Below are 23945 nucleotides of genomic sequence, written 5' to 3'. Positions count from 1 at the left end.
GTCGCGGCTTCAGAACGGCGCGTAGCACGGCGGGCGCGGCGGCGCGCCGCGCGGACCGTCCCCCGACTGCCCTGACTTGGAGGGCACTATCCGGAGGAAGCTCTACAAATCGGTTAAGGCTGATGCTCGCAGAACGTGTTTTCCGAGAGCGCCGGGGCTTGTGGCGGCTTCCTTTCGGCGGGATTTGGCGCGCATACTGATCGCCGATAACGGGCCGCTTGAGACGGCCCCGCAGGAGGACCCCGCCATGGACGACGGTTCGATCGACGTGAAACGCGCGGCGCGTGAGACCGCCTACGCCATGCCTCTGGCGGACATCAATCCGTCGGACCCTGAGATCTTCCGCACCGACACCTGGGGCCCCTACTTCGAGCGCCTGCGCGCCGAGGATCCCGTGCACTGGTCGGTGAGCCCCGAGGAAGAGGTCGGCGGCTATTGGTCGGTCACCAAGTTCAACGACATCATGGCCGTGGACACCAACCACGAGGCCTTCTCGTCCGAACCGACCATCGTCCTGCCCGATCCGGAGGAAGACTTCACCCTTCCGATGTTCATCGCCATGGACCCGCCGAAGCACGACGCCCAGCGTAAGACGGTGAGCCCGATCGTCGCCGGGCCGAACCTGGCCAAGATGGAAGGGATCATCCGCGCCCGCGCCGCCGACATCCTCGACGAATGCCCGATCGGGGAGGAGTTCGACTGGGTGGACAAGGTGTCCATCGAGCTCACCGCCATGACGCTGGCGACCCTGTTCGACTTCCCGATGCAGGACCGGCGCAAGCTCTCCCGCTGGTCGGACGTGGCCACCGCGGCGCCGGACAGCGGCCTGTTCTCCTCCAGCGACCCGGAGATCGCCGAGCAGGAGCGCCGCATGGAGCTCTTCGAGTGCGCCGACTACTTCACGCGGCTGTGGAACGAGCGGGTGAACGCCGAGCCCGGCCCCGACCTGATCTCCATGTTGGCGCACGGCGAGGCCACGCGGGACATGGACCGCATGGAGTACCTGGGGAACCTGATCCTCCTGATCGTCGGCGGCAACGACACCACCCGCAACACCATCTCGGGCTCCGTCCTGGCCCTGCATCAGAACCCCGACCAGGACAGGAAGCTGCGCGAGAACCCGGCGCTGATCCCGTCGATGGTGTCGGAAACCATCCGCTGGCAGACGCCCCTGGCCTATATGCGCCGCAGCGCCACCCGCGACGTGGAGTTGCGCGGCAAGACCATCAAGGCCGGCGACAAGGTGGCCATGTGGTACGTCTCGGGCAACCGCGACGAAGAGGTCATCGAGCGGCCCAACGACTACATCATCGACCGCGAGCGGGTGCGCCAGCACCTCTCGTTCGGCTTCGGCATCCACCGCTGCGTGGGCAACCGCCTGGCCGAGCTGCAGTTGAAGATCATCTGGGAGGAGATCCTCAAGCGCTTCCCGAAGATCGAGGTCACCGCGCCGCCGGTGCACGTGAACTCGCCGTTCGTGAAGGGCTACGAGAAGCTGAAGGTGATCATCCCCACCCGCAACTGAGCGGCCCCAAACGGGCGCAACGAAAAAGCCCCGGCCGCGAGGCCGGGGCTTTCAAGTTTCGTAGGCTCGTCGCTGCGATCAGGCCGCGGCGGCGACCTGACGGCGGCGGCTGCGCAGGGCCGCGCCCGCACCGCCGAAGCCGACGATCATCAGGGCCCAGGCGGCCGGTTCCGGCGCGCTGCTGGTGATGTTGCCCGCCACCACGAAGACGTCGTCGATGACGACGTCCGCGGCCGGCGCGGCGCCGGAGTGGTACGTGAACTGGGTCAGGTAGTCGCCGGCGGTCGCCACCGTCAGCGTCTCGTCCCAGGTCTGCCACTCCTGCACCGGAAGCCCGGAGCTGTGGACGTCGAAGGTCACCAGGTTCTGGCCCGCCACTTCACCGGTGAAGGAGGCGTCGCCGCTGTTGTCGAAGCCGTTCAGCGGGATGTAGGCCGAGAAGCCGATCGTGTAGGTGCCCGGATTCAGGTGGATCGTCTGCGACAGCGTCTCCGTCGCGTCATCCGCCACGAAATAGGCGGCGAAGTTGCCCGGGTGATCGGGGTCGCCGGAGATCTGCGGCGCCGTCGGGATGGACTCGCCAAACGCGCCAGACGGATAGCCGGCGGTCGAATTGTACTGGATGATCGTCGCCGGGTGGGTGGTGTCGGTGCCGAAGCTCGACGTATAGGTCCACGGCGTCATGATCGCGGCGGGCCCGGTCGTGCCGGCGTCCTCGAAGCTGCCATTGGTGATCAGGTTCGGCCCAGCGGCGGCGGCCGATCCGGCGAGCGCGACGCCCACAACGGCGGCGGCGGTAAAGGCGATAAGCTTCATTCTAGTCCCCATCGCCCTCGGTCCAGGAGGGCAGCGCCCACGTCCGAGAGGACAGGGTCAACAAATCCTTTAGATGCCTTCCACACTATAGCAAGCAAATTCAGGTGTTTCCGTGCGCGCAGCACGCCTGAGATGCGAAAACTCGCCCCAGGCGAGAAAAGTTAAACCTAACCGCAAGTCCAGCCGGCGAATTCTTATTGGTTTATTATGGGGAGATCGCCGGGTCAGGCGGGACGTCTAAGGTACAGCTTGGGAAGCTCAGCCCACGCCGTCCAGGTATTCGATGTCCGGCCGCCCGGCGAGCACGGCGGCGAACTTCGGGCCGGCGGCCTTGAAGTAGTCCGTGCCGCCGTGATGGGTCAGCGCATCCTGGTCCTTGTAGACTTCCAGGACCTTGTAGGTGTTGGCCTCGGTGCGGCTCTTGGTGAGCTGGTAGGCGAGGTTGCCGGGCTCCTGGCCGCGCACCTGCTGGGCCAGTTCGCCGAAGAAGGCCTCGAACTCGGCGGCCTTGCCGTCCTGGATCCTCAAGGTCGCGATCACGCCGATGCTCATGCCGTCCTCCAGCAAAACAGTTGTTTGAACGGACGGTAGAGAAGGCCTCTCCACGTGTCATCCCGGAAAGCGCGCTGCGCTTGTCCGGGACCCATACGCGCTCACGCCGAAGGACAAAGGCGCAGGCGCGCAAACCGCCTTCAATCTTCAAATTCGGAGTTCATGGGTCCCGGTCTTCGCTATGCGAAACCGGGATGGCGCCCTGGGCGTGACTACCGCCGCTCGTTCCAGCCGTAGGCCACCCAGTGGTGGCCGCCCAGGTGGCGGGCTTCGATGACGCCGTCGTTGCGGGCCCGAGCGGTGCGCCGGGCGCGGAGCGCCAGCCCCGCGAAGCCAAGCAGCGCGCTGGCCATCACCGCGATCACCGCGACCGTGGCGGCGAAGACCACGGCCAGAACCGCGCCCACCACCACCGCGGCGATGGTCGCAAGCAGGCCCACCAGCACAGCCAGGCTGCGAAGGGCGGATCCGTGCCGAACGGCGAACTCTTTCACCATGGCGTCCTCTCTGGCCCAGCCTCTTGTTGAGGCCGAACCTGAACCTCGAATGTTGTCCCAAGGTTTCCGGTCGTCAACACTCGACAACCGCAAAGGGACGCTCACGCGTACTTATGCCACGCCTTGCAAGCTCGATGCCCGGCGTTCGCGCATGGCGGCGTCGTAGGCGGCGTTGATCGCCGCGGACTTCGCCTCTGCGACCTCGATGAATTCCCTGGGCAGGCCGCGAGCGCGCGCCCGGTCGGGATGCGCCTCCGACAGCATGGCCCGCCGCGCCAGCCTCAGCGCCTCGTCGGGGGCGTCGTAAGCCACGCCCAGCACGGCGTAGGGATCGTCGGCCTCGGGGCCCAGGTGAGTGGCTCGGATGCGGCGGAAGGTGAGCGGGCCCTGGCCGAACAGCTCGGAGACCCGCGCCAGATAGGCCAGCTCCTCGGCCGTCACCACGCCGTCGGAGGTGGCGATGTAGAAGAGGCCGTCCAGCACGTCTTCCAGCAGTTGCGGGCAGGCGTGGTAGCGCTTGGTCAGCCGCCGGGCGTAGCCCTCGAAGCCCCGCGTGGTCTGGCGGGCGAGCTGGTAGAGGCGGCGCACATTGCCCTCGCTGCCGGCCTCCGGATGGAAGACCTGGGAGAAGGCGGCGTATTCGCGGGCCTGGGCCTCGCCGTCGGCCTTGGCCAGCTTCGCGCCAAGCGCCGTCACCGCCGTGGTGAACGCCGGATCCTCGCCGGGCAGGCCGGGCGGGCACACGTCGCACTCGGCCTCGTCGAGGTTACGGGCGGCGAGGCCGGCTATCTTGCGCCAGAAGCTCATTGGGATAAGCAGCCATACGAGCGGACGGCTCGGAAAACAATCGCGGGACGGGTTAAGTTTTGGACAGGTCCTGGCGTTTCTGGATCGACCGCGGGGGCACCTTCACCGACGTCATCGGCCATGCGTCCGACGGCGAGGAGGTTTCCGCGAAACTGCTGTCGGCCTCGCCGGCCTATCCGGACGCCGCGGTGGAGGCCATGCGCCGCATACTGGGGGCCAAACCCAGGGAGCCCTTTCCCGCCGCCCGGGTCGAAGCGATCAAGATGGGCACTACGGTGGCCACCAACGCACTGCTGGAACGCGCCGGCGCCAAGACCCTGTTCGTCACGACCCAGGGCTTCGCCGATGGGGTGCTGATCGGCGACCAGGCGCGGCCCGACCTCTTCGCGCTGACCATCGTGCGGCCCGCGCCGCTCTACTCTGGCGTCATAGAGGCCGACGAGCGGCTGGACGCCCAGGGGCAGGTCGTGCGCCCGCTCGACCGCGAGGCCCTGGCTGCGGCCCTGAAGGGCGCGCTCGCCGAGGGCTATCAGTCCTGCGCCATCGCCTTTCTGCACGCCGACCTCAACCCCGCTCACGAGCTGGCCGCCGGCGAGATCGCCAGGGCCTCCGGGTTCCCATTCGTGGCGCTGAGCCATGAGGTTTCACCCCTGCCGAGGTTTATTCCGCGCGCCGAGACCGCCATCGCCGACGCCTATCTGACGCCCGTCCTGCAGTCGTACGTCCAGCAGGTGGCGAAAGCCGTGGCCGGCGCGCCGCTCTACTTCATGACCTCGGCCGGCGGCCTGGTGCGGGCCGAAGCCTTCCGCGGCAAGGACGCCGTGGTCTCCGGCCCGGCCGGCGGAGTGGTGGGCGTCGCCAAGACCGCCTCGGCGGCGGAGGCGCCCGCCGTGCTGGGCTTCGACATGGGCGGCACCTCCACCGACGTCTGCCGCTTCGCGGGTCACCTGGAGCGGCGCGACGTGGCCAGGGTCGCCGGCGCCAAGATCCGCAGCCCCATGCTGGACGTCGAGACCGTGGCGGCCGGCGGCGGCTCGATCCTCACCTTCGACGGCATGCGCGCCCGCGCAGGCCCGGCCAGCGCCGGCGCCGTCCCCGGTCCCGCCGCCTATGGCCGCGGCGGCCCCGCCACCGTCACCGACGCCAACCTGGTGCTGGGCCGCCTCGACCCGCGCGACTTCCCGTCGGTCTTCGGCCCCGCAGGCGACGCCCCGCTCGACCCCGCCGCCGCCCACGCCCGGCTGGCCGAATTGGCGGACGCCATGGGCGCGGCCAGCGTCGAGGCCGCCGCCGAAGGCTTCGTCGCCGTGGCCGTCGAGCAGATGGCCCAGGCCGTGCGCCGCATCTCGACCGAGCGCGGCTTCGACCCACGCGACCATGCGCTGACCGCCTTCGGCGGCGCCGCCGGCCAGGTCGCCTGCCAGACCGCCGAGGCCCTGGGCGTCTCGGAGATCCTCTGCCCCCGCTACGGCAGCGTCCTCAGCGCCTGGGGCATCGGCCAGGCCGAGGTCACCGCCCTGCGCCAGGCCGGTCTGGAAACGCCCCTGGACGCCGCCGGCCTCGCGCGCGCCGAGGCCCTCCTCGCCGAGGTCGAGACCGCCGCCCGCGCCGCCTTGGCCGACCAGGGCGCCGACGCCGGGACCGTGCGCCAGACGCTCCGTCTGCGCTACGACGGCGCCGACGCCGAGCTGCCGGTTCCGTTGAGCGCCCTCCCCGCTGCCAAGGCCGCCTTCGAGGCCGCCCACCAGCGCCTGTTCGGCTTCATCGAACCCGCCCGCCCCATCCTGATCGCCACAGTGGAGGCCGAGGCCACCTCCAAGGAAGAGAACCACGGAAAGCACGGAAAGAGTCCCGCTCCGCTCGAAGCGCCTTCCGTGAAATCCGCACCTTCCGTGGTTTCAGAAGACGACCGGATCAGGATGTTCGCCCACGGCCAATGGCACGACGCCCCCGTCATCCCCGCCGACGCCTTCTGCGAGATCGAGGGCCCGGCCCTCATCGTGCGCCCCGACACCCAGATCGCGCTGGCCCCCGGCTGGCGCGCCACGGCCGAGGCCGACGGCCTGATCCGGCTCACCGCCACCGGCGCGGGCCGCCGTCACGCCATCGCCCTCGACAAGCCCGACCCGGTGACCCTGGAGCTGTTCAACCGCCGCTTCATGGGCGTCGCCGAGGCCATGGGCGCGGCCCTGGAGCGCACCGCGCATTCGGTGAACATCAAGGAGCGGCTGGACTTCTCCTGCGCCCTGTTCGACGCCGACGGCGGCCTGGTGGCCAACGCCCCGCACATGCCGGTGCACCTGGGCAGCATGGGCGCATCCGTCCGCGCCGTCCGCGACCGCCATCCGGTCCTGTACCCCGGCGAGGCCTTCGCGCTCAACAACCCCTACGCCGGCGGCACCCACCTGCCCGACATCACCGTGGTCATGCCGGTGTTTATTCCTCCCCCCCAGGGGGAGGTGGCGGCGCAGCCGACGGAGGGGGTTTCCGGCGGTGAGCCAACCTTCTACGTCGCCGCCCGCGGCCACCACGCCGACGTGGGCGGGGTGCAGCCGGGCTCCATGCCGCCCTTCTCGCGCACCATCGACGAAGAAGGCGTCATGCTGGACGCGCTGCCGATCATGCGCGAGCACCGCTTCCTAGAGGCCGAGGCCCACGCGGCCCTGGTCGCCGGCCCCTATCCGGCCCGCACGCCCGCGCAGAACCTCGCCGACCTGAAGGCCCAGATCGCCGCCTGCCAGGCTGGCGCCTCGGCGGTGGCGGAGATGATCCGCAGCTATGGCGCCGACGTCGTCGCCCGCTACATGACCTTCGTGCAGCAGAACGCCGCCGCCGCGGTGCGCCGGGCGGTCGGCAAGCTCTCCGACGGCCACGCCCGCATCCCCCTCGATGGCGGCGGCGAGATCGTCGTGACCACCACGGTCAACGCCGAAGCCGGGACCGCGACGCTCGACTTCACCCGGTCCTCCGACCAGCTGCCGACCAACTTCAACGGCCCCTCGGCCATCGTCGACGCCGCGGCGCTTTATGTCTTCCGCACCCTGGTCGACGACGACATCCCGCTGAACGCCGGCTGCCTGGAGCCGCTGAAGATCCTGACGCGGCCGGGCTCCATGCTCGATCCCAACCCGCCCGCCGCCGTGGTGGCCGGCAACGTCGAGACCAGCCAGCACCTGGTCGATTCCCTCTATGCGGCCCTCGGCGTCATGGCCAACTGCCTGGGCACCATGAGCAACTTCACCTTCGGCGACGCGACGAAGCAGTACTACGAGACCATTTGCGGCGGTTCCGGCGCCACGGCCAGCGCGCCCGGCGCCAGCGCCTGCCACACCCACATGACCAACTCGCGCCTCACCGACCCGGAGATCCTGGAGCGGCGCTATCCCGTCCGTGTGGAGAGCTTCGGCGTGCGCCACGGCTCGGGCGGCGCCGGGCGCATGCGCGGCGGCGACGGGGCGGTGCGGCGTATCCGCTTCCTCGCCCCTATGGAGGCGGCGCTGCTCTCCTCCCGCCGGGAGCACGCGCCGCAGGGGCTGAAGGGCGGCGGCGCCGCGCTCCCCGGCCGGCAACGTTTGATCGCCGCGTCCGGGGCGGTTACAGAACTGAAAGGCTGTTTCGCCGTTGAGGTGGCCGCCGGCGACCTGATCGAGATCGAGACCCCCGGCGGCGGCGGTTTCGGCGCCGCCTGAATTCCGCTGAAGTTTCCCCAGATCTTCGCTTGAGTTTCCAAGGTAAGTTCCAAATCCATGACGCCGATCGCCTTCGTCCTCGCCGCCCTCTTCCTGCAAGGCCAGCCCGCCGCCGAGGCCGCGGCCGCGCCGCCCCCGTCCGCCGAGGCAGATGCCGCCGCCGCGCCGGAGGAAGCGCCCTTCCCGACCGGCGCGCCGCGCGACGACTACCAGTTCGTGGCCTGGTGCTACGGCTCGCTGCGCGGCTACCTGGACCTGCACGACAAGGTCATGCCGGAGGTGACGCGGATCGAATCCACCTACCGGCCGCCGGACCGCAAGCTCTCCGACGACCTGGCCGTCTACGCCGACATGCAGAAGGCCGGCAAAGCCCAGCTGAAGGACTTCCAGGCGGCGATGACCGCCGCGGAAAAGGCCAGCCTCAAGCCGATCAACACGGCCGGCGCCGCCGCCGTCGCCAAGGGCCACGACATCTGGCGCATCACCCCCGACGTGACGCCCGCGCGCCTGGCGCAGGAGTGGATGAGCTGGGCGCTGCCCGCCCGCTGCGAGACCACCGCCAAGGCGCTGAAGTCCAACGCCACCCTGCTGGGCGGCGCCTTCAAGATCAACGAGACCACCGAGACGCCGCCCGCGGAGTCACAGGCCTCGCCCACGCCCGCGCCCACGGACGCCCCGCCATCCACCGACCCCGCCGCGCCCCTCCTCGACGCGCCGAAGCCGGAGACGCCGCAGGCCGCGGGCCGCTAACCTCAGCGCCCCTTGAGATAATCCGCCAGCCGCTGCAGGCCCTCGGCGTTCTTCTCCGGGCGGTTGGCGAAGCACCAGCGCAGCCAGCCCTGGCCCTCGTCGCCGAAGGCCGAGCCAGGGGCCAGGCCCACGCCCGCCTTCCGCAGCATGTCCTGGGCCAGCGCCAGCGAGCTCACCGTCCCGTCGACGCGGAAGAAGGCGTACATGCCGCCCTCCGGCTCCGGCGCCTCGACGCCCGGCATCTGGCGCAGCGCGCCCAGCACCAGGTCCTTGGCCGCGGTCAGCTCGGCGCGCAGATCGGCGATCGAGGCCTCGCCCTTAGTCAACGCCACCGCAGCCCCGGTCTGGATGAAGTCCGGCGCGCAGGAGGTGTTGTACTCCACGACCACCCCGATGCGGTCGGTCAGCGAGCGCGGCAGCACCATCCAGCCCATCCGCCAGCCGGTCATCCGCCAGGCCTTGGAGAAGGTGTTGGTGGAGACCACCCGCTCGTCGTCCTCCGCCAGCGGCAGGAAGGACGGCGCCGACTTGCCGGGCCCGAAGATCAGCCGCTCATAGGGGTCGTCGGTGATCAGCCAGATGCCGTATTCGCGGCAGCGCGCCAGGATCGCGGCGCGGTCCTCCGCCGGCAAGGTCCAGCCGGTCGGGTTGTTCGGCGAGTTGAGGAACAGAACCTTGGTGTCCGGCGTCAGCGCGTCCATCAGCCGGTCGAGGTCGAGCCGCCAGCGCCCCTGCGCCGGGTCCAGCGGCACAAGCGCCAGCCGCGCCGACAGGATGCGCGGAATCTCCACGATGTTCGGCCAGGCGGGCGTGGTCACCACCACCTTGTCGCCCGGCGAGACCACCGCCTGGGCGACCAGCATGAGCGCGTTGACGCCGGATGAGGTGATCGCCAGCCGATCCATCCCGAACGGCCGCCCGTGCAGCCGCTCCAGATAGCCCGACAACGCCTCGCGCAGGTCCGGCCGCCCCAGATTGTGGGTGTAGTAGGTGTGGCCGTCCATCAGGGCCTGGGCGGTGGCCTCGCGGATGAAGGCCGGCGTTGGCTGGTCGCTCTCGCCCACCCAGAACTTCAGCACGTCGGGGCGGCCCATGCCCTCGTTGGCGACCTCGCGGATCTCCGACATCCGGAGCGCCAGCACTTCCGGGCGCGCGACAGCCTTGGCGGTCGGGTCGGCCATCAGGCGGCGCCGTCCGGCGTGGCCAGCTTGAAGGGCTGGGACATCTCCCGGAACGCCGGCAGGGCCTCGCAGAGGTCCGAGTGCGCGATCAGCGCCGGCCAGCCGCTCCAGCCGAACTCCGCGGACAGGGCCTCGCGCACGAAGCGGATCGCGGCCGCCAGGATCACGTCGGCGTGGCTGAGCGCGTCGTCGAACAGATAGACGGATGAGCGCGCCTCGCGCATCGCCTCCAGCAGGTCGAGCGTCTCGCCCACCTGCGCGCGGCAGCGCTCGACCCACAGCGGGAACGCCTCGTCGCGCAGCTCCCGCTCATAGACCAGGCTGACCGCCTTCTCGGCCACGCCCGCGGCGAAGGCGCTGAGGCGTTGCAGCTCGCGCCCGTCATCCCCGCCCCGCGCCAGGCTCGCCCGCTGGGGCCCCACCAGCTGGTCGACCGCCAGCAGGATCGTCAGGCTGTCGGTGACCACCTCGCCGCCGTCCAGCACCAGGGTCGGGACCCGCCGCAGCGGATTGAGCTTGGCGATCTTCTCGACATCCCCGAACACCGACCAGGGCCGATGCTCGAAGGCCAGGCCGTAGGTCGCAAGCGCGATCGCCACGCGCCGCACGAACGGCGAATCGTACTGTCCGATCAGGATCATCGGCGGCGTCCCCAGACTCGGTAAGTTCGTCCGGGTTCTACACGACCCGCCGCGTGAAGCGACCCGTGCTGGGCGTCATTTTCCGTCCGGCGCGGTGATCGGGCGGGCGTCCTTCCACTTGAAGGGCAAGGTGTCGGGGATCACCGAAACCTCGGTGGTGAACTTGAACGGATAGGGCGAGGCGCTGGGGTAGGTCAGCTCCACGAAATAGGCCGTCCAGCCGCTGGCCGGCTTGTCGACCTTGCCGACCCAAGTCCCGTCCGCCTGTTGCGTCAGCACCGTCGAGGTGAAGGCCTTGCCGATGGTGTCGACGCGGAAGTCGCGGGCCTTGGGGTTGCTCCCCTGCCAGAGCCGGACCTCGGTGGGCTTCGCCCCCGACCTGACCACGATCGCCCCGTCCGGCCGCACGGTCCACGAGTAGCTGGGGATCGGCTGGTGGTTCAGCACCGCATTGTAGAAGGCGGTCATGCTCTCGTTGATGTCGGTGCCCGCGGTGGAGTGCTTGGAGTTGGGGATCATCCGCAGCCGCTTCACTTCCGGCAGCAGGTGGTAGGAGAACCGCGTGTTGTCCGGCGGGAAGTACTCATCGCCCACCGCGTTGATAATGTACTTCGGCATCTTCATCGCCGGACGGTCGCGGTAGTTCAGCGGGTCTTCGAGCTTGTTGACCGCCATCATCCCGGGCGAGCCGATCAGCCCCGGGATCAGGCCGTTCTCCACATAGTCCTGCAGGGCTGGCGAGAAATAGCCCATGGCCTCCCAGTGGTGCTTGGCCGTGGCGTCGACGTCGAGGACGTTTATGACGATCGGGATGATCGCCACCACGCGCCGGTCGATGGCCCCGACCAGCCAGGTGGTCCAGGCCCGCTTGGAGCCGCCGGAGACCACGAAGCCGTCGACCTTCAGCTTCCCGCCGGCGTCGCTGGCCAGGTACTGCTGGATGGCGGTCATCGCCTGGGTCCCGCTCTTGACCATCGGCAGGCGCACCAGGTCGAGCGGGTTGCGGTCCTTGGCGAACTTCGCCTGCTGATAGGCGATGATCTGATCCTCGACCCGCGGCTTCGGGTCTTCGGTGAAGCGCAGCGGCTGGTTCGGCACGTCGTCCAGCTCGGTGACCACCGAATGGGTCTCCACCGCCATCTTGGCGAAGCGCTCCGTGGCGGTCTTCGGCGCGGCGTCGGTGTTGTTCCCGCCGGTGATGAACATGAAGGCGTTCGGGTGCTCGACCTTGTCCGGCACGATCACGGTCAGCCAGTGCTTCCAGAGCGGCTTGTCCACCTCCTTGGCGGTCAGCCAGCTCTGCGAGGTCAGCTCCAGCACCGCCCCGTGGTAGCCGGGCCCGGACACCGGAGCGACCACCTTCCAGGCGAAGGCCGGGTCCGGCTTGGCCACATAGGCGTCCAGCGCATTCTTCGGATTGGCCAGCACCGGAGCGGTGGCGATCACGCTCAGCGCCAGAGCGCTCCCCAGCGCGCCGCCCAACAGTTTCACGAGTCTCATTCAACGCCTCCCATGGGCCATCCACGCAGCCCTTGCCGCCACCATGGCGCCGGTCGTTGACAGGGCCAAGCGCCCGTCTGATTGTTAGGCAGCCGAACAAGTTCCCAATGGCTTTCTGGAGGTGGGAAGCACAGGTGCGTCCGGAGGAGTCCGACCTGGCTCACCGCCTGCAGCGGCTGGTGATCCGCCTGAACCGCGAGCTGCGCTGGGAAAGCGCCGAGATCGGCGTCTCCTCGGCTGACGCCATGGTGCTGTTCGACCTGCGCCGCCATCCGGGCGCCGGCGTCTCCGACCTGGCCGGCATGGGTCAGGTCGCCCGCTCCGTCATCAGCGAGCGCGTCAAGCGCCTGGAAGCCGCCGGCCTGATCGCCCGCGATGGGGTCGAGCGGGCGGACCTCCGCCGCGTCGGCCTGGCGGTCACCGCCGCCGGCCACGCGGTCCTGACGCGCATGGCCCGCATCCGCCGCGACCGCATCGCCGCGCGCCTGGCCGCGCTCAGTCCCGACGACCGCCATGCCATCGAGAACGCCGTCGACGCACTCGACCGCCTGCCGCAATGGCGCAGCGCCGCCGAACTGGCCGCCGACGCCGAACGTCACGCCGACGGCGAAGCCAGCCTCCGTACAACTACGATGTGACGCCCTGCCACGTTAACGACTCAGCAGGCTTTGCCGCAATCTGCGGTGGCTCGGCGGCTCCCAACCACACGTCTGAGCGTCGGCAGGGCCGTCCTGGGCTGTTCCAGGACGGCCCTGCTTATTTTGTCTCAGCTGCGCGGCCGCATCTTTTGCGCCAGCGCCGCGCAGCACGCCGTACCGATCGGGCCTTCCTCGTCATAGAGCCGGCAGGCGCCGAGGGAGACGCCGTCGGTCGCGCCATGGTCGGTGACCTCATAGCCGATCCATTCGCCGGCCGGCTCGCGGTGCAGGTAGATGCTGACGTCGGAGTTGATGAACTCAAGCCCGGCGTCGCCGGCGTTGGCGAAGGGGCTCGCGAAGTCCGCCGAGACCGCCACGCGCACGAATGGGGTCAGCGGCCGCCCGCCCACCAGCTCGCGCACTTCACTGAGCCAGGTGCGCTTCTGGCCGACCGTCCCGAAGTCGCCGGCGATGCGGCGCATGGCCCACATGCCGCCCATGCCGGCGCGCGGCTCCGGCGCGGGGATGTCGGCGGGCTTGGGGACCACCCAGTCGTCCGGCTTCCAGACGTTGCCCGGCGGGTTCTCGGTGCGGCGCAGCAGCTGACAGGTGGCGCGGCCCGCGCTGACCCCGCCGGAGATGAACTCCGCGTCGATCACCTTGATGCGCCGGCCCTCGCGCACCACCCGGGTGGTCACCTCCACCGGCGACAGATCCGGCAGCTTGTACATGTCGACGGTCAGCCGCGCCGGGATGAACTCCGGATCGCCGTGCAGCCGCTCGATCTCCGCGCCCAGCAGACCGGCGATCACCCGCCCATGCAGGGAGTTCGGGTTCCATGGACCGCGGGCTGTCGGGGTCGGGACGTAGTGCGTCCCCTCGATGATGAAAAAGGGTTCGTTCGTCATGGCCAGGCTGGGTAGAGGCGCGGCCGCTCCCGATCAAGCCGCCTCACCCTTCGCCAGCACCGCGGTGACCGCCATGTCGCCGGTGACGTTGCCGACGGTGCGGAAGATGTCCGGGATCACCTCCACGGCGATCAGGATCGGCAGCAGGTCCACCGGCAGGCCGAGACTGAGGCAGATCGGGGCGATGGAGGCGAAGAACGACACCTGACCCGGCAGGCCCACCGAGGCCATGGAGGTCGCCACCGCCACGAAGGTCGCGCCCAGGTACTGCACGGCGCTGGGATGCACGCCGTAGACCTGCACCACGAAGAGGGCGACGCCGAAGTTGGCCACCGGCCCGGTGATGCGGAAGACCGACACCGCCAGGGGCAGGACGAGGCCGCTCACCCGGTCGGGCACAGCCAGGTCGTCACGGCACCGCTCGATCATCGCCGGCAGGCAGGCCAGCGACGACTGGGTGGCGAAGGCGGTGACCTGCACCGGCGCCACCGCGCGGAGGAAACGGCCAAGCGGAACCCGGCCCATGGCCGCCACCAGGATGGCCACCAGGGTCATGCCGATGTTGCCGAGCACGATGGCCGACACATAGTGCAGCAGCACGCCAGCCGCGCCGGCGCCCGCCCGCAGGCCGACGCCCAGCGCCAGGGCGAACACGCCTACCGGCGCGGCCCACAGGACCCAGCGCACGATGGTCACCATCACCTCGCCGAGGCTTTCGAAAAACGCCGTGAAGGCCGCGCGCCGCGGCTCCGGCAGGCGGGTCACCGCAAAGCCGAAGAAGGCCGCGAACACCACCATGGGCAGGATGGCGTCCTCGGACGTCGCCTTCAGCACATTGGCCGGCGCCAGGCCCGAGACGAAGCCCACGAAGGTCGGCGCGGCCTTGGCGATCTCCGGCGCGGCGACGGCCCCGGCCCGGAGCGCCTCGACGCCCGGCCCCACCACCGGCCAGACCGCGTAGAACACCCGGGCGAACCCCAGGGCGAAGCAGGCGCTCACCGTCATCAGGATGGCGATCAGCAAGAGCGCGCGCACCGCCAGCCGCCCGGTGGCCGCGGCGTCCGCCACCCCGGCGATGCCGGTCACCATCACCGCGAAGATCAGGGGCGCCACGGTCATCCGCAGGGCGTTCAACCACAGAGTCCCCACCGCGGCGATCAGCTCGATGGCCTGGCGCGCCAGGTCGCCGCCGAAGGCCGCCGCCGCCGCGCCCAGGCTGAGGCCCAGCACCAGGGCGATGATCACCCGCACGCTCAGCGATCGCAGCATTCCGGCCCCCGCCCGCGGCCCGTGGGCCAACCTTGAAGGACCCTAGGCTTGCGCCGTCGCCACGCGCAAGGAACCGCCCGCCGCTGAGGGATCGAACCTGCGCCTTGGGCGTTATCCAACCTCAGCCCCACAAGGAGTCTCGATGGCGCGCCTGCGTAAACAGCTTCCGTCCCACTTGGGGGCGGGCGAGCTCCACTACCGCGGCTTCACCGGAACGGTGGACTATGAGATCCAGGGCGAGCCCTCGGCCCTGCGCCTGGGGCCCGCGCGGCTGCGCGGTTTCCTGACCACCACCCCGGAGGTGGCCGCCGAGGCGTTCCGCGCCGGCGAGGCGGAGCTGAAGCTGCAGGATGGCGCGCGCTTCCGCATCACCCTGATTGGCCATTCCGAGGGCGCCGACGTCGCCTATTTCGAAATGCGGGTCTGATCCGCCCCCCGGCGGCGAACCACCAAGCGCTACCTTGGGATGCAGACCGTCAGCTCAGTTGGCGGAGGACTGCATCGGCGAGGTCCGCGGCAGGGTGAGCAGCAGGCGCTCGCCCTCCCAAATCTCCGCGCGCACCGCGTCTTCGCGTTGCGCCAGCAGGCGCTGGGCCGCGTCGACCGCATTGCCCTGCGTTGTTTCGGGCAGCACCTCGAAGTGCGGCACGCCGCCAGCCTTGCGGTGGATGTAGCAGAAGTAGGCCATCACCGTTCCAAGCGTGGCGGGAGTGAAGACCTCCCGTCCGATTGGCGTCAGATTGCTCCTAACCACAGCCAAGGCCAAAGCAAATTTCAGGAACTCGCGAGTAAAAACACCGTGTTTGTCCGCCACCCGACACTGTGTTGGCGCTTACCCGGAGCGGCTGCCGACGGATGACGTCTGTCGTTCAGCCCCGCACCTGGTAGCGGACCGCCAGCGAATAGCTGAGGTCGGGCCGGGCAGGACCGCGTAACCGCTGGGCGACATCGGCCAGCGCCTGGTCCTGATCGTCGAACCGCGCCAGTTCGACGCCGTCCCGGCGCACGATCCAGGCGTCGGTGTCTTCGAGTACTTCGAACTTCATGGAGTTCCGTCCACTGCGACCGCAGCGGTACCCGCGCGAACGTTAAGACACCTGCCGCGTGTGCGGCCCGCTCGCTGCGGCGCGCTGTCGCACGTCAGGGTTGCCGAACGCCGATCTTCAAATCACAGACGCTGAACCCTGCGCCCGCCTGCGCCTTGAGGCGGACGGCCTGGGCGCGGAAGGCCGGTCCGGCGGTGTCGGCGACCAGCAGGCGCGGCTGCTCCGCCGCCGGCAGATCGGCGGCCAGGCGCACGCGGGTCATCCGGTCGGGATCGGCCGGCGGCTCACCCACCTTGATCGCGCGCACCACCTCCAGCCCTTGCACCACCCGGCCCCAGACGGCGTAGTCGTGATCCAGCCGCCGGGCCGGCGCGCGCATGAAGAAGATCTCGGAGTTGGCGGTGTCGATCCCCGCCTGACGGCCCATGCCGGCCACCCCATCGCAATAGGCGCCCCAGACCCGCGGGCGATGGTCGCCGCCCAGCTTCTGTTCGCTGGCCGAAACGCCGGCGACCGGGACCGAGCCCACGAAGCCCTCGATCCCGTCGCTGCGGCTGACCACCGTCGTCAGAGCCTCCGCCGGCACACGGGTGGAGAACTCGGCCGGCAGGTCGGGATGGGCCGAGGTCCCGCCGTCGTGGTTGTTCGGATTGCCGGTCTGGTCGACGAAGCCCTCGATCACCCGATGGAACAGGAGGCCGTCGTAGACGCCCTCGCGCGCCAGTTGTTTGACCCGCGCCACGGCCAAGGGCGCCAGCGCCGGCGCCATCTCCACCACGATCCGCCCCTTGGATGTGTCGATCACCAGGGTCTGGGTGGGATCCAGCGCCCGCCAGTCGGGGCTCGCAGGCGCCGCGCCGATCGTCAGAACCGCCGCGGCCATGACCGCCAAACAAGCCCACCGCATCGCCCCACCCCTCTGTCATCCCGGTTTCGCGGCACGCGGAGACCGGGACCCATACGCCCACGTTTCGAAGCCCATCCGGAGACTTTCGCGTCTATGGGTCCCGGACAAGCGCTGCGCGCTTTCCGGGATGACGCGCGGGGAGCTTTGCATCCAATCCGGAAACAATCTTCCGCCCAATCGCGGCTTTCCCCCACGAAACGGCAGCTTATCTTGGGCGTCGAGAAAGGATCACACCATGATCGACAAACGACCCTTTGCGGGCCTCGGCGGCGCCGACCACGGCTGGCTGAAGGCCAAGCACCACTTTTCGTTCGCCAACTACTATGAGCCCAAGCGCATGGGCTGGGGCGCGCTGCGCGTCTGGAACGACGACGAGATCGCCGCCAAGTCCGGCTTCCCGCCGCATCCCCACGCCGACATGGAGATCATCACCTATGTCCGCGAAGGCGCGATCACCCACCAGGACTCCCTGGGCAACAAGGGCCGCACCGAGGCCGGCGACGTGCAGGTGATGAGCGCCGGAACTGGCGTGCGCCACGCCGAGTACAACCTCGAGGACCAGTTCACCCGCATCTTCCAGATCTGGATCGAGCCCGACCAGGCCGGCGGCCCGCCCGCCTGGGGCGCCAAGCCCTTCCCCAAGGCCGACCGGGCCGGGAAGTTCGTGACCCTGGCGTCCGGCCTGCCCGGCGACAGCGACGCCCTGCCGATCCGCACCACCGCCCGCGTGGCCGGCGCGACCATCAAGGCCGGCGAGACCGCCGACTATGACCTCGACCCTTCGCGCCACGCCTATCTCGTGCCCGCGGTGGGCGCTGTGGAAGTCAACGGCGTGCGCCTCGACGCCCGCGACGGCGCGGCCATTACCGGCGAGAGCCGGCTCACCATCAAGGCCCTGGAAGACTCCGAGGTCGTGCTGGTCGACGCCGCCTGATGACAAGGCGCGCCGCTTGGGGTTCCCGTGGGGCATCCTGGGGCTTGAAGCGGCGCGTCCAATCCCATAGCCACCTCCGGGTACGGATTTCCGGGGGAGGACCTGATGGCGGGCTTGATCATGGCGCTGGCGCTGGCCGCGGCGCCGGCGGCGGGGCCTACGCCGCCCGATAAGGTCCACCAGTACCACGACGTGGTGATCTCGCCGGCCGGCGACCTGATCGCCGGCATCGAATCCGACGATCCCCTGCAGTCCGAGGCCGATCCGCATCCGGTGGTGGTGGTACGCAGCCGCGCCGACGGCAAGGTGCTGGCGACCTACGATCCCTGCCCGACCTGCTTCTACGCCGGCGCCGCCTGGTCGCCGGACGGCAAGGCCCTGGCCTTCGTCTCCTCCAACCGCAAGACGCGCACCGCGACGCTTGAGGTCGTGCGCGACGGCAAGGCCGCCGTCGCCCTCGACTTCGCGGGCCTCCTGGACACCCCGCGCTGGTCGCCGGACGGCCAGACGCTGGCCGTGCTGGCCACCGACCGGCCTCGCAAGCAGACCGGCGCCACCCAGGCCGGCGCGGCCCTGGTGGGCGAGATCGGCGCGGCCACCGACGAGCAGCGCATCGCCATCCTGCCCTCGGCCGGCGGGCCGCTGAAGTTCCTCTCCCCCGCCGACACCTTCGTCTACGAGTACGACTGGACCCCGGACGGCAAGGCCTTCGTGGCCACCGCGGCCAAGGGCGACGGCGACAACAACTGGTGGATCGCCAAGCTGGCCGCCGTGGGCGTCGATGGCTCCTTCCGGGTGATCGCCGACCCCGGCGTGCAGATGAAGTGGCCCAAGGCCTCCCCGGACGGCCGCAGCGTCAGCTTCATCGGCGGCCTGCACTCCGACTTCGGCCCGACCGGCGGCGACATCTGGACCGTACCCCTCGCCGGCGGCAGGGCGACGGACAAGACGCCCGGCTTCAAGGGCAGCTTCACCTCGCTCGCCTGGCGGCAGGGGACCCTCTTCGCCACCGCCATCGTCGGCGACAACAACGCCGTGCTCACCGTCGATCCGGCCAGCGGCGCGACCAAGACCCTGTTCACCGCCCCGGCCACCTTCTCCGCCGGCGAGGGCAAGGTGTCGCTGAGCGCCGACGGAAAGATCCTGGCCGGCGTCTCCGAGGATTTCACCACCGCGCCGCACATCGGCGCGGGTCCGGTCGGCTCGCCGCACCAGATAACCCACGAGAACGATGCGGTCACGCCGCAGGTCACCGCGCGCTCGATCACCTGGAAGAACGAGGGCTTCGAGGTCCAGGGCTGGCTGACCGGCCCGGCCCATGTCGAGCCTGGCAAGAAATATCCGATGATCGTCCTGGTCCACGGCGGGCCCAGCTCGGCGGTGCAGCCCACCTACATGTGGAAGGGCACGACCAACGACTTGGTGCAGCACGGCTTCTTCGTCTTCCAGGCCAACCCGCGCGGCTCCTTCGGCCAGGGTGAGGCCTTCACCAAGGCCAACATCAAGGACTTCGGCGGCGGCGACCTGCGCGACATCCTGGCGGGCGTCGACGCGGTGGAGAAAGTCGCCCCCGTCGACGACAAGCGCCTGGGCGTCTACGGCCACTCCTACGGCGGGTTCATGACCATGTGGACCGTCACCCACTCCCAGCGCTTCAAGGCGGGCGTGGCCGGGGCCGGCATCGCAGACTGGGTCAGCTATTACGGCGAGAACGGCATCGACAAGTGGATGGTCCCGTTCTTCGGCGCCACGGCCTACGACGACCCGGCCACCTACGACCGCATGTCGCCGATCCGCTACATCCACGCCGCCAAGACGCCGACCTTCATCTACGTCGGCGAACGCGACGTGGAATGCCCGCCGGACCAGTCGCTGCAGTTCCACCATGGCCTCGACTCCATGGGCGTGCCCAACAGCCTGGTGATCTACGCGGGCGAAGGCCACGGCATCCGCGAGGCCGAGCACCGCGAGGACCTGAAGCGCCGCACCCTGGCCTGGTTCGACAAGTACCTCGGCCAGCCGTAAGAGGCCGCCCCGTCAGTTGCGGGCCGGTTCGGCGAACACCGGCTTCAGGGGCGCCTGGCCCAGGAACTTCCGCGCGTCGGCGATGGCCGCTGCGGCCTCAGCCGGCCGCTCCTGCGCGGCGTAGGCCTTAGCGAGCGTTATCTCCGCGTAGGCGGCGACCAAGGCGGCCGGGTCGCCCTGCTTTGTCAGCCGCGCCAGCAGGGGCTTCAGGACCGCCTCGGCCTTTCCCGGCCGGTCTTCGGCGATGTAGGCCTGCGCCAGGTCGTTGGTCAGATAGGCGTTCATCGTGTGCTCGGGCGGCATCTGCTTGGCGGCAATGTCGGCGGCCTGGGCGAACAGCTCCTCCGCCCGTTCCGCCCGGCCAAGGTCGAGCTGCACCCCGCCGGCGACCGCCAGCGGCGAGACCAGGGCGACGCTGTCGTCGCCCCAAAGGGCGCGGCTCTTGGCGAGGGCCTCGGCCAGGGCCGCCTCGGCGTCGGCAAACTTCTTGGACCGCCGGTCGCAAGCGGCCTCCGCCAGCAGGGCGACGATCAGGCCGTGTCCCGTATCGCCAGGGTGGGCCCGGGCCACCGCAACCGCCTGGTCCGCCGCCGCCTGGGCTTCGGCCAGCTTGCCGATATCGTCATAGATGTCGGCCGCCCGCGCCAGTTGCAGGACACTGCTCCCATTGTCGAGGCCCGGCCCCGCCCGCTGCAGCGCCAGGGCTGCGGCCACGGCCTGTTCGGCCTCCGCCGCGCGACCGGTTGAGCTGTAGATCCCCGCCAGGTCGAGCCAGGCGCCCTCCAGCCGCGTGGAGCTGTCGCCGTAGGTCTTGCGCGCGATCTCCTGCACGCGCTCGAACCGCGCTACGGCTGCGTCGAAGCGCCCGGCGTTGCGGTCCAGCGCGGCCAGGGCCGATAGCGGGTCGATCAGCATCACATCGTCCGGGCCCAGCACCTTCTCCTCTTGGGTGAGGTTCGCCTCGAACACGCGGCGCGCCTCGGCGTAGCGGCCCTCGGCCTCGTCGAGCCAGCCGATGTTGTTCTGCAGCGTCATCGCTTGGCGCTGTTGGGTCGCGCCGGCGGCGGCCAGCAGCGGCAGGGCCCGTTTGTAGTTGGCCTCGGCGTCGGCCCTGTGCCCCTGCTCGGCGTCGAGTTCGCCCAGCTCTCGGGCGACTTCGCCCACCGTCCAGTCGGACTTGCCATGCGCCGCGACCTCGGCCGCTTCGGCCTGGCGCAACAGCTCGCGGGCCTGGTCGAACCGGCTCAGGCGTTTCTCGCAGTCGGCCAGGTCGCCGAGGCTCTGAGCCACCAGCCCGAGGTTCGGCGCCGCCTTGCGAATGGCGAGCGCCCGGTTGAACGCCGCCTCCGCCTCCACTAGCCGGTCTTGTGTGGCCAGCACCTGGCCCAGGCTGCGGTACTGGGTGGCTGTGCGCGGATGCTCCGGCCCGATGTGTGCCTCAAACCAGGCGACCGAGGCGCGGATCAGTGGCTCCGCCTCGTGGGCGTGGCCAAGTGTGATGTCGACGTCGCCCAGCCGCCGGGCCGCTTCTATCCCCTCTTCCTTGTCGCCGAGCCCCAGCTCGGCGAAGATCGCCCGCGCCTCACCCAGCGCTACGGCCGCCTTCAGCGGATCGCCGGAAAAGGCGTAAGCTTGGCCCAGGCTCATGGCCACGCCACCGAGTTGGGCGTCCGGCGCTTCGCCCGCCGGATGCAGCGCGCGTGCCTTCAGAAAGACATCGCGCGCCTCAACGTAGCGCGACTGATCTATGAGAGAATTGCCCTGGATCATCAGCGCGCCGACCCGAACGGCTGGCGTCGCGCCGGTCCAGCGGTCGACCTGCGCCACCTGATCGCGAGCGCATGCCGCTTCCTCGGCGAATTTTCCCTCAAATGCGAGGATCTGGCAAAGCTGATGACGCTCGCTCACCACGTAGCCCGGGTTCTCCTCGGAAACGGCCGTGAGGTCCAGCGAGGCGCGCATATGGGTCTCGGCGGCGGCGAACTTGCCCAGGCCTTTCTCCGCGACGCCGAGGGCATAGAGGATGCCGGACATCTGTTGATCGGGGCCCGGAGGCGCCGCGAGCTTCTGTTGTTCCGCCAGCGCCTCGGCAGCCAGCCCTTCGGCGGTCTTGAAGTCCAGTCGTTCGTTGGCCACGCGGGCAAGGTTCGCCTCGACCATGGCCACGCCGCGCGGATCCTCGGGCCGCGTGGCCTTCATCTGAGGCAGCAGGGTCTTCAGGATAGCCTCCCCTTCGTCCAGCCGGTGCTGGTCGAGGATCGCGGCCGCCTGGCTGTCGCGCCAATACCGGCTCCGGCCCAACGAGGAGGCGTTCTCATAGTCGTCCGCCGCCTTGCGGTAGAGGACCTCCGCCTCCGCCGAACGAAGTTGGACATAGGCGATGTCGCCCAGACGCGACTCGGCCTCGACTTTCCACCACGGTGGCAGGGCCAGACCCGGCGTCGGTATGGCCATTGCGCGCTCCAACAGCGGCTTGGCTTCCGCGGTCCGGTTGAGCAACAACAGCACGGCCGCGACCTTCGTCTCGGCGGCCCCGGTCTCGAGCGAGGACGGCGGAGCCGCCGCCAGCCGCGCCTGGGCGTCCTTGAGCAAGGGCTCAATCAGCGCCTTGCGATTGGTGTTGGCGTAGACCCTGGCGAGGTCCATCTCGTGGGCCGCACGAGTCAGGGACGTGACGGTCTGGCTCGTCGCCTCGGCGGCGATCTGCGCCTTGAGCAGGGGCTCGGCCTGCGGATAGAGCTCGGCGTCGAGGAAGAGGTCGCTAAGCGCGAGCAGGGCGCCCTCGCGGGAGTCCTCGCTGCCCAGTGCGGCATAGAGGTCCGCCGACTTGCGCACTTCAGCCTCCGCCTCCTCGCGCCGGTTCAGGCGCCAGAGCGCCTCGCCCAGCCGCGTCCGAGTGGTCGCCTCGCAGGTCGGGTCGACGCGGGGGCAGATCGGCAGGAGCTGCCGCAGCAAGGCTTCCGCCTCTGGGTCCCGCTGCGTCCAGCGATAGACCTTCGCCAGGTCGTCCGCGGAGATCCCCACGCCCCGGATATCTCCGGCGCGCTGCCCGATGGCCATGCCGGCCTTCAGCACCGGCTCGGCCTGCCGGTACTTGCCTTCCAGGACCAGCATCCGGCCGAGCTTGCGCTCGATTGCGCCCAACTGCACATCCTGCGGCCCCATCGCGGCCTGGGTGACCTGGGCGGCGCGGGCGAGCAGGCGCTCAGCGCCCATCAGATCGCCCCGCGCCTCGGCGATATCAGCCAGGTTCTGGCTGACGCCGGCGACGCAATAGTGCTCGCCGTGCAGGGCGCCGTTGCAGATCGCCATCGCCTGGTTGAGCAGCGATTCGGCGGCCTCGAGCTGCTTTTGGCGGATGAGGGTTTGGCCCTGGCCGTTGAGCCGCCGCGCCTCGTCCGCGTCAGCACCGACGGGCGCCGCACCGACCACCGATTGTGGGCGCGCCTGCAACGCTTGAAGCGCCTGGGTCTGCTGCGCTTGCGCCGCCACGCTATTGCCCATGGCGAGCGTCAACGCCGCGCCAAGCACGCTCCCGAGCCGCCGCCACGCGCCCACCGCAAGCACCTCCTCACATCCCCACGGTGAAGCTGCCACAACCGGCGCACGCCCACCATCTTCTGCACGTGCGCGGCGAATGCGGGACCGCTTGCGCCGCGCGCGCATCCGGCTCAGCTTCAGGTTCCGGCGCCGCGTCGGGACAGGCGTGGGAGGCTAACCTTGAGACTCGCCCTGGTCGCGCTCGCCACCCTGGCCCTTGCGGCTCCCGCCTTGGCCCAACCGGCGTTGAAGCCGGTGCTGGCGCCGCTCGGCTTCCTGGTCGGGGACTGGAAGAGCGACGCGGGCAAGGTGGCCGACACCGGCGGGACCTCGGCGGGGACCAGCCACATCACCGTGGAGAGCGACGGCTGGTCGCTGCTGCGCCGCGACCGCACCGACCTCACCGGCGCCGACGGCAAGCCGGCCGGCGGGTTCAGTCAGGTCATGCTGATCTACACCGAGGCTGGCGGCCTGCGCGCCGACTACAGCGACGGCGAGGGCCACGTCATCCACTACCAGCAGGCCAAGGTCAGGCCCGGCCGTTCGGTGACCTTCATGAGCCCCTCCGACGAGGGCCAGCCGGCCTATCGCCTGGAGTACGAGCTGAAGGCTCCCGACACGCTCGCCGTCACCTTCGGCATGCTGCCGCAGGGCACCTCCACCCTGCACACCATCGCCACCGGCGTGCTGCATCGGGTGAAGTGACATTAAATCCACGCC

General features: G+C 69.9%; 21 protein-coding genes. 8 read left to right on the top strand and 13 right to left on the bottom strand.

Annotation, left to right across the window (positions count from 1 at the left end; all coding sequences use genetic code 11):
• The first annotated feature begins 247 nt into the window (after positions 1–247).
• Positions 248–1525 (top strand): cytochrome P450, encoded by a 1278-nt coding sequence (locus E8A49_RS04820; RefSeq protein ID WP_293376928.1) that lies wholly within the window; start codon positions 248–250, stop codon positions 1523–1525.
• A 78-nt stretch (positions 1526–1603) separates the two neighbouring features.
• On the opposite strand, the gene E8A49_RS04815 is transcribed toward E8A49_RS04820, so the two are convergent.
• The 4 genes from E8A49_RS04815 to E8A49_RS04800 form a co-directional block, all read right to left on the bottom strand.
• A complete protein-coding gene (locus E8A49_RS04815; RefSeq protein WP_293376926.1) occupies positions 1604–2341 on the bottom strand; it encodes a PEPxxWA-CTERM sorting domain-containing protein in 738 nt (245 codons plus the stop codon).
• A gap of 258 nt (positions 2342–2599) precedes the next feature.
• A complete protein-coding gene (locus tag E8A49_RS04810; protein WP_293376924.1) occupies positions 2600–2893 on the bottom strand; it encodes a putative quinol monooxygenase in 294 nt (97 codons plus the stop codon).
• A 212-nt stretch (positions 2894–3105) separates the two neighbouring features.
• Positions 3106–3390: a hypothetical protein gene (locus tag E8A49_RS04805; RefSeq protein ID WP_293376922.1), complete on the bottom strand. Its 285-nt coding sequence runs from the start codon at positions 3388–3390 to the stop codon at positions 3106–3108.
• Positions 3391–3501: 111 nt separating this feature from the next.
• Positions 3502–4197, bottom strand: a complete 696-nt coding sequence (locus E8A49_RS04800) for a molecular chaperone DjiA (protein WP_293376920.1) — start codon at positions 4195–4197, stop codon at positions 3502–3504.
• Between the two features lie 59 nt (positions 4198–4256).
• Between E8A49_RS04800 and E8A49_RS04795 the strand changes: the two genes are divergently transcribed.
• Both E8A49_RS04795 and E8A49_RS04790 read left to right on the top strand, forming a co-directional pair.
• The gene (locus E8A49_RS04795) at positions 4257–7886 is read left to right on the top strand and encodes a hydantoinase B/oxoprolinase family protein (protein WP_293376918.1); all 3630 of its coding nucleotides are present in this window, start codon (positions 4257–4259) and stop codon (positions 7884–7886) included.
• A 57-nt stretch (positions 7887–7943) separates the two neighbouring features.
• Positions 7944–8636, top strand: coding sequence for a hypothetical protein (locus tag E8A49_RS04790; RefSeq protein ID WP_293376916.1), 693 nt, complete (start codon positions 7944–7946; stop codon positions 8634–8636).
• 2 nt (positions 8637–8638) lie between these two features.
• On the opposite strand, the gene E8A49_RS04785 is transcribed toward E8A49_RS04790, so the two are convergent.
• The 3 genes from E8A49_RS04785 to E8A49_RS04775 all read right to left on the bottom strand — a co-directional run bounded on the left by E8A49_RS04785 (position 8639) and on the right by E8A49_RS04775 (position 11958).
• Positions 8639–9817: a pyridoxal phosphate-dependent aminotransferase gene (locus E8A49_RS04785; RefSeq protein WP_293376914.1), complete on the bottom strand. Its 1179-nt coding sequence runs from the start codon at positions 9815–9817 to the stop codon at positions 8639–8641.
• Positions 9817–10458 (bottom strand): glutathione S-transferase family protein, encoded by a 642-nt coding sequence (locus E8A49_RS04780; RefSeq protein ID WP_293376912.1) that lies wholly within the window; start codon positions 10456–10458, stop codon positions 9817–9819. Before E8A49_RS04780 ends, E8A49_RS04785 begins: the two co-directional genes overlap by 1 nt.
• Before the next feature lie 75 nt (positions 10459–10533).
• A complete protein-coding gene (locus E8A49_RS04775) occupies positions 10534–11958 on the bottom strand; it encodes a PhoPQ-activated protein PqaA family protein (RefSeq protein WP_293376910.1) in 1425 nt (474 codons plus the stop codon).
• A gap of 107 nt (positions 11959–12065) precedes the next feature.
• Between E8A49_RS04775 and E8A49_RS04770 the strand changes: the two genes are divergently transcribed.
• Complete coding sequence (locus E8A49_RS04770) at positions 12066–12596, top strand: MarR family winged helix-turn-helix transcriptional regulator (protein ID WP_293376908.1); 531 nt, start codon at positions 12066–12068, stop codon at positions 12594–12596.
• Positions 12597–12724: 128 nt separating this feature from the next.
• Here the strand turns inward: E8A49_RS04770 and E8A49_RS04765 are convergent, their stop codons facing one another.
• The gene (locus E8A49_RS04765) at positions 12725–13504 is read right to left on the bottom strand and encodes a thioesterase family protein (RefSeq protein ID WP_293376906.1); all 780 of its coding nucleotides are present in this window, start codon (positions 13502–13504) and stop codon (positions 12725–12727) included.
• Positions 13505–13537: 33 nt separating this feature from the next.
• A complete protein-coding gene (locus E8A49_RS04760; protein ID WP_293376904.1) occupies positions 13538–14773 on the bottom strand; it encodes a dicarboxylate/amino acid:cation symporter in 1236 nt (411 codons plus the stop codon).
• Between the two features lie 142 nt (positions 14774–14915).
• Here E8A49_RS04760 and E8A49_RS04755 point away from each other — a divergent pair, with 142 nt between their 5' ends.
• Positions 14916–15200 carry a hypothetical protein gene (locus E8A49_RS04755; RefSeq protein ID WP_293376902.1) on the top strand — a complete coding sequence of 95 codons (285 nt, stop codon included), beginning with the start codon at positions 14916–14918 and terminating at the stop codon, positions 15198–15200.
• Positions 15201–15254: 54 nt separating this feature from the next.
• On the opposite strand, the gene E8A49_RS04750 is transcribed toward E8A49_RS04755, so the two are convergent.
• The 3 genes from E8A49_RS04750 to E8A49_RS04740 all read right to left on the bottom strand — a co-directional run bounded on the left by E8A49_RS04750 (position 15255) and on the right by E8A49_RS04740 (position 16702).
• Positions 15255–15461 (bottom strand): hypothetical protein, encoded by a 207-nt coding sequence (locus E8A49_RS04750; protein ID WP_293376900.1) that lies wholly within the window; start codon positions 15459–15461, stop codon positions 15255–15257.
• A gap of 181 nt (positions 15462–15642) precedes the next feature.
• On the bottom strand, positions 15643–15819 hold the full coding sequence (locus E8A49_RS04745) for a hypothetical protein (RefSeq protein ID WP_293376898.1): 177 nt from the start codon (positions 15817–15819) through the stop codon (positions 15643–15645).
• Between the two features lie 94 nt (positions 15820–15913).
• Positions 15914–16702, bottom strand: a complete 789-nt coding sequence (locus tag E8A49_RS04740; RefSeq protein ID WP_293376896.1) for a peptidylprolyl isomerase — start codon at positions 16700–16702, stop codon at positions 15914–15916.
• Between the two features lie 259 nt (positions 16703–16961).
• Here E8A49_RS04740 and E8A49_RS04735 point away from each other — a divergent pair, with 259 nt between their 5' ends.
• Positions 16962–17660 (top strand): pirin family protein, encoded by a 699-nt coding sequence (locus E8A49_RS04735; protein WP_293376894.1) that lies wholly within the window; start codon positions 16962–16964, stop codon positions 17658–17660.
• Positions 17661–17765: 105 nt separating this feature from the next.
• Positions 17766–19685 carry a S9 family peptidase gene (locus E8A49_RS04730; RefSeq protein WP_293376892.1) on the top strand — a complete coding sequence of 640 codons (1920 nt, stop codon included), beginning with the start codon at positions 17766–17768 and terminating at the stop codon, positions 19683–19685.
• A 12-nt stretch (positions 19686–19697) separates the two neighbouring features.
• On the opposite strand, the gene E8A49_RS04725 is transcribed toward E8A49_RS04730, so the two are convergent.
• Positions 19698–23189, bottom strand: a complete 3492-nt coding sequence (locus E8A49_RS04725) for a tetratricopeptide repeat protein (protein WP_293376890.1) — start codon at positions 23187–23189, stop codon at positions 19698–19700.
• 216 nt (positions 23190–23405) lie between these two features.
• Between E8A49_RS04725 and E8A49_RS04720 the strand changes: the two genes are divergently transcribed.
• Positions 23406–23930 carry a hypothetical protein gene (locus E8A49_RS04720; RefSeq protein ID WP_293376888.1) on the top strand — a complete coding sequence of 175 codons (525 nt, stop codon included), beginning with the start codon at positions 23406–23408 and terminating at the stop codon, positions 23928–23930.
• Positions 23931–23945: the final 15 nt, after the last annotated feature.

It is taken from the genome of Phenylobacterium sp. (assembly GCF_004799515.1).
Lineage (GTDB): Bacteria > Pseudomonadota > Alphaproteobacteria > Caulobacterales > Caulobacteraceae > Phenylobacterium.
This window is presented reverse-complemented; position numbering and strand designations above follow the sequence as displayed.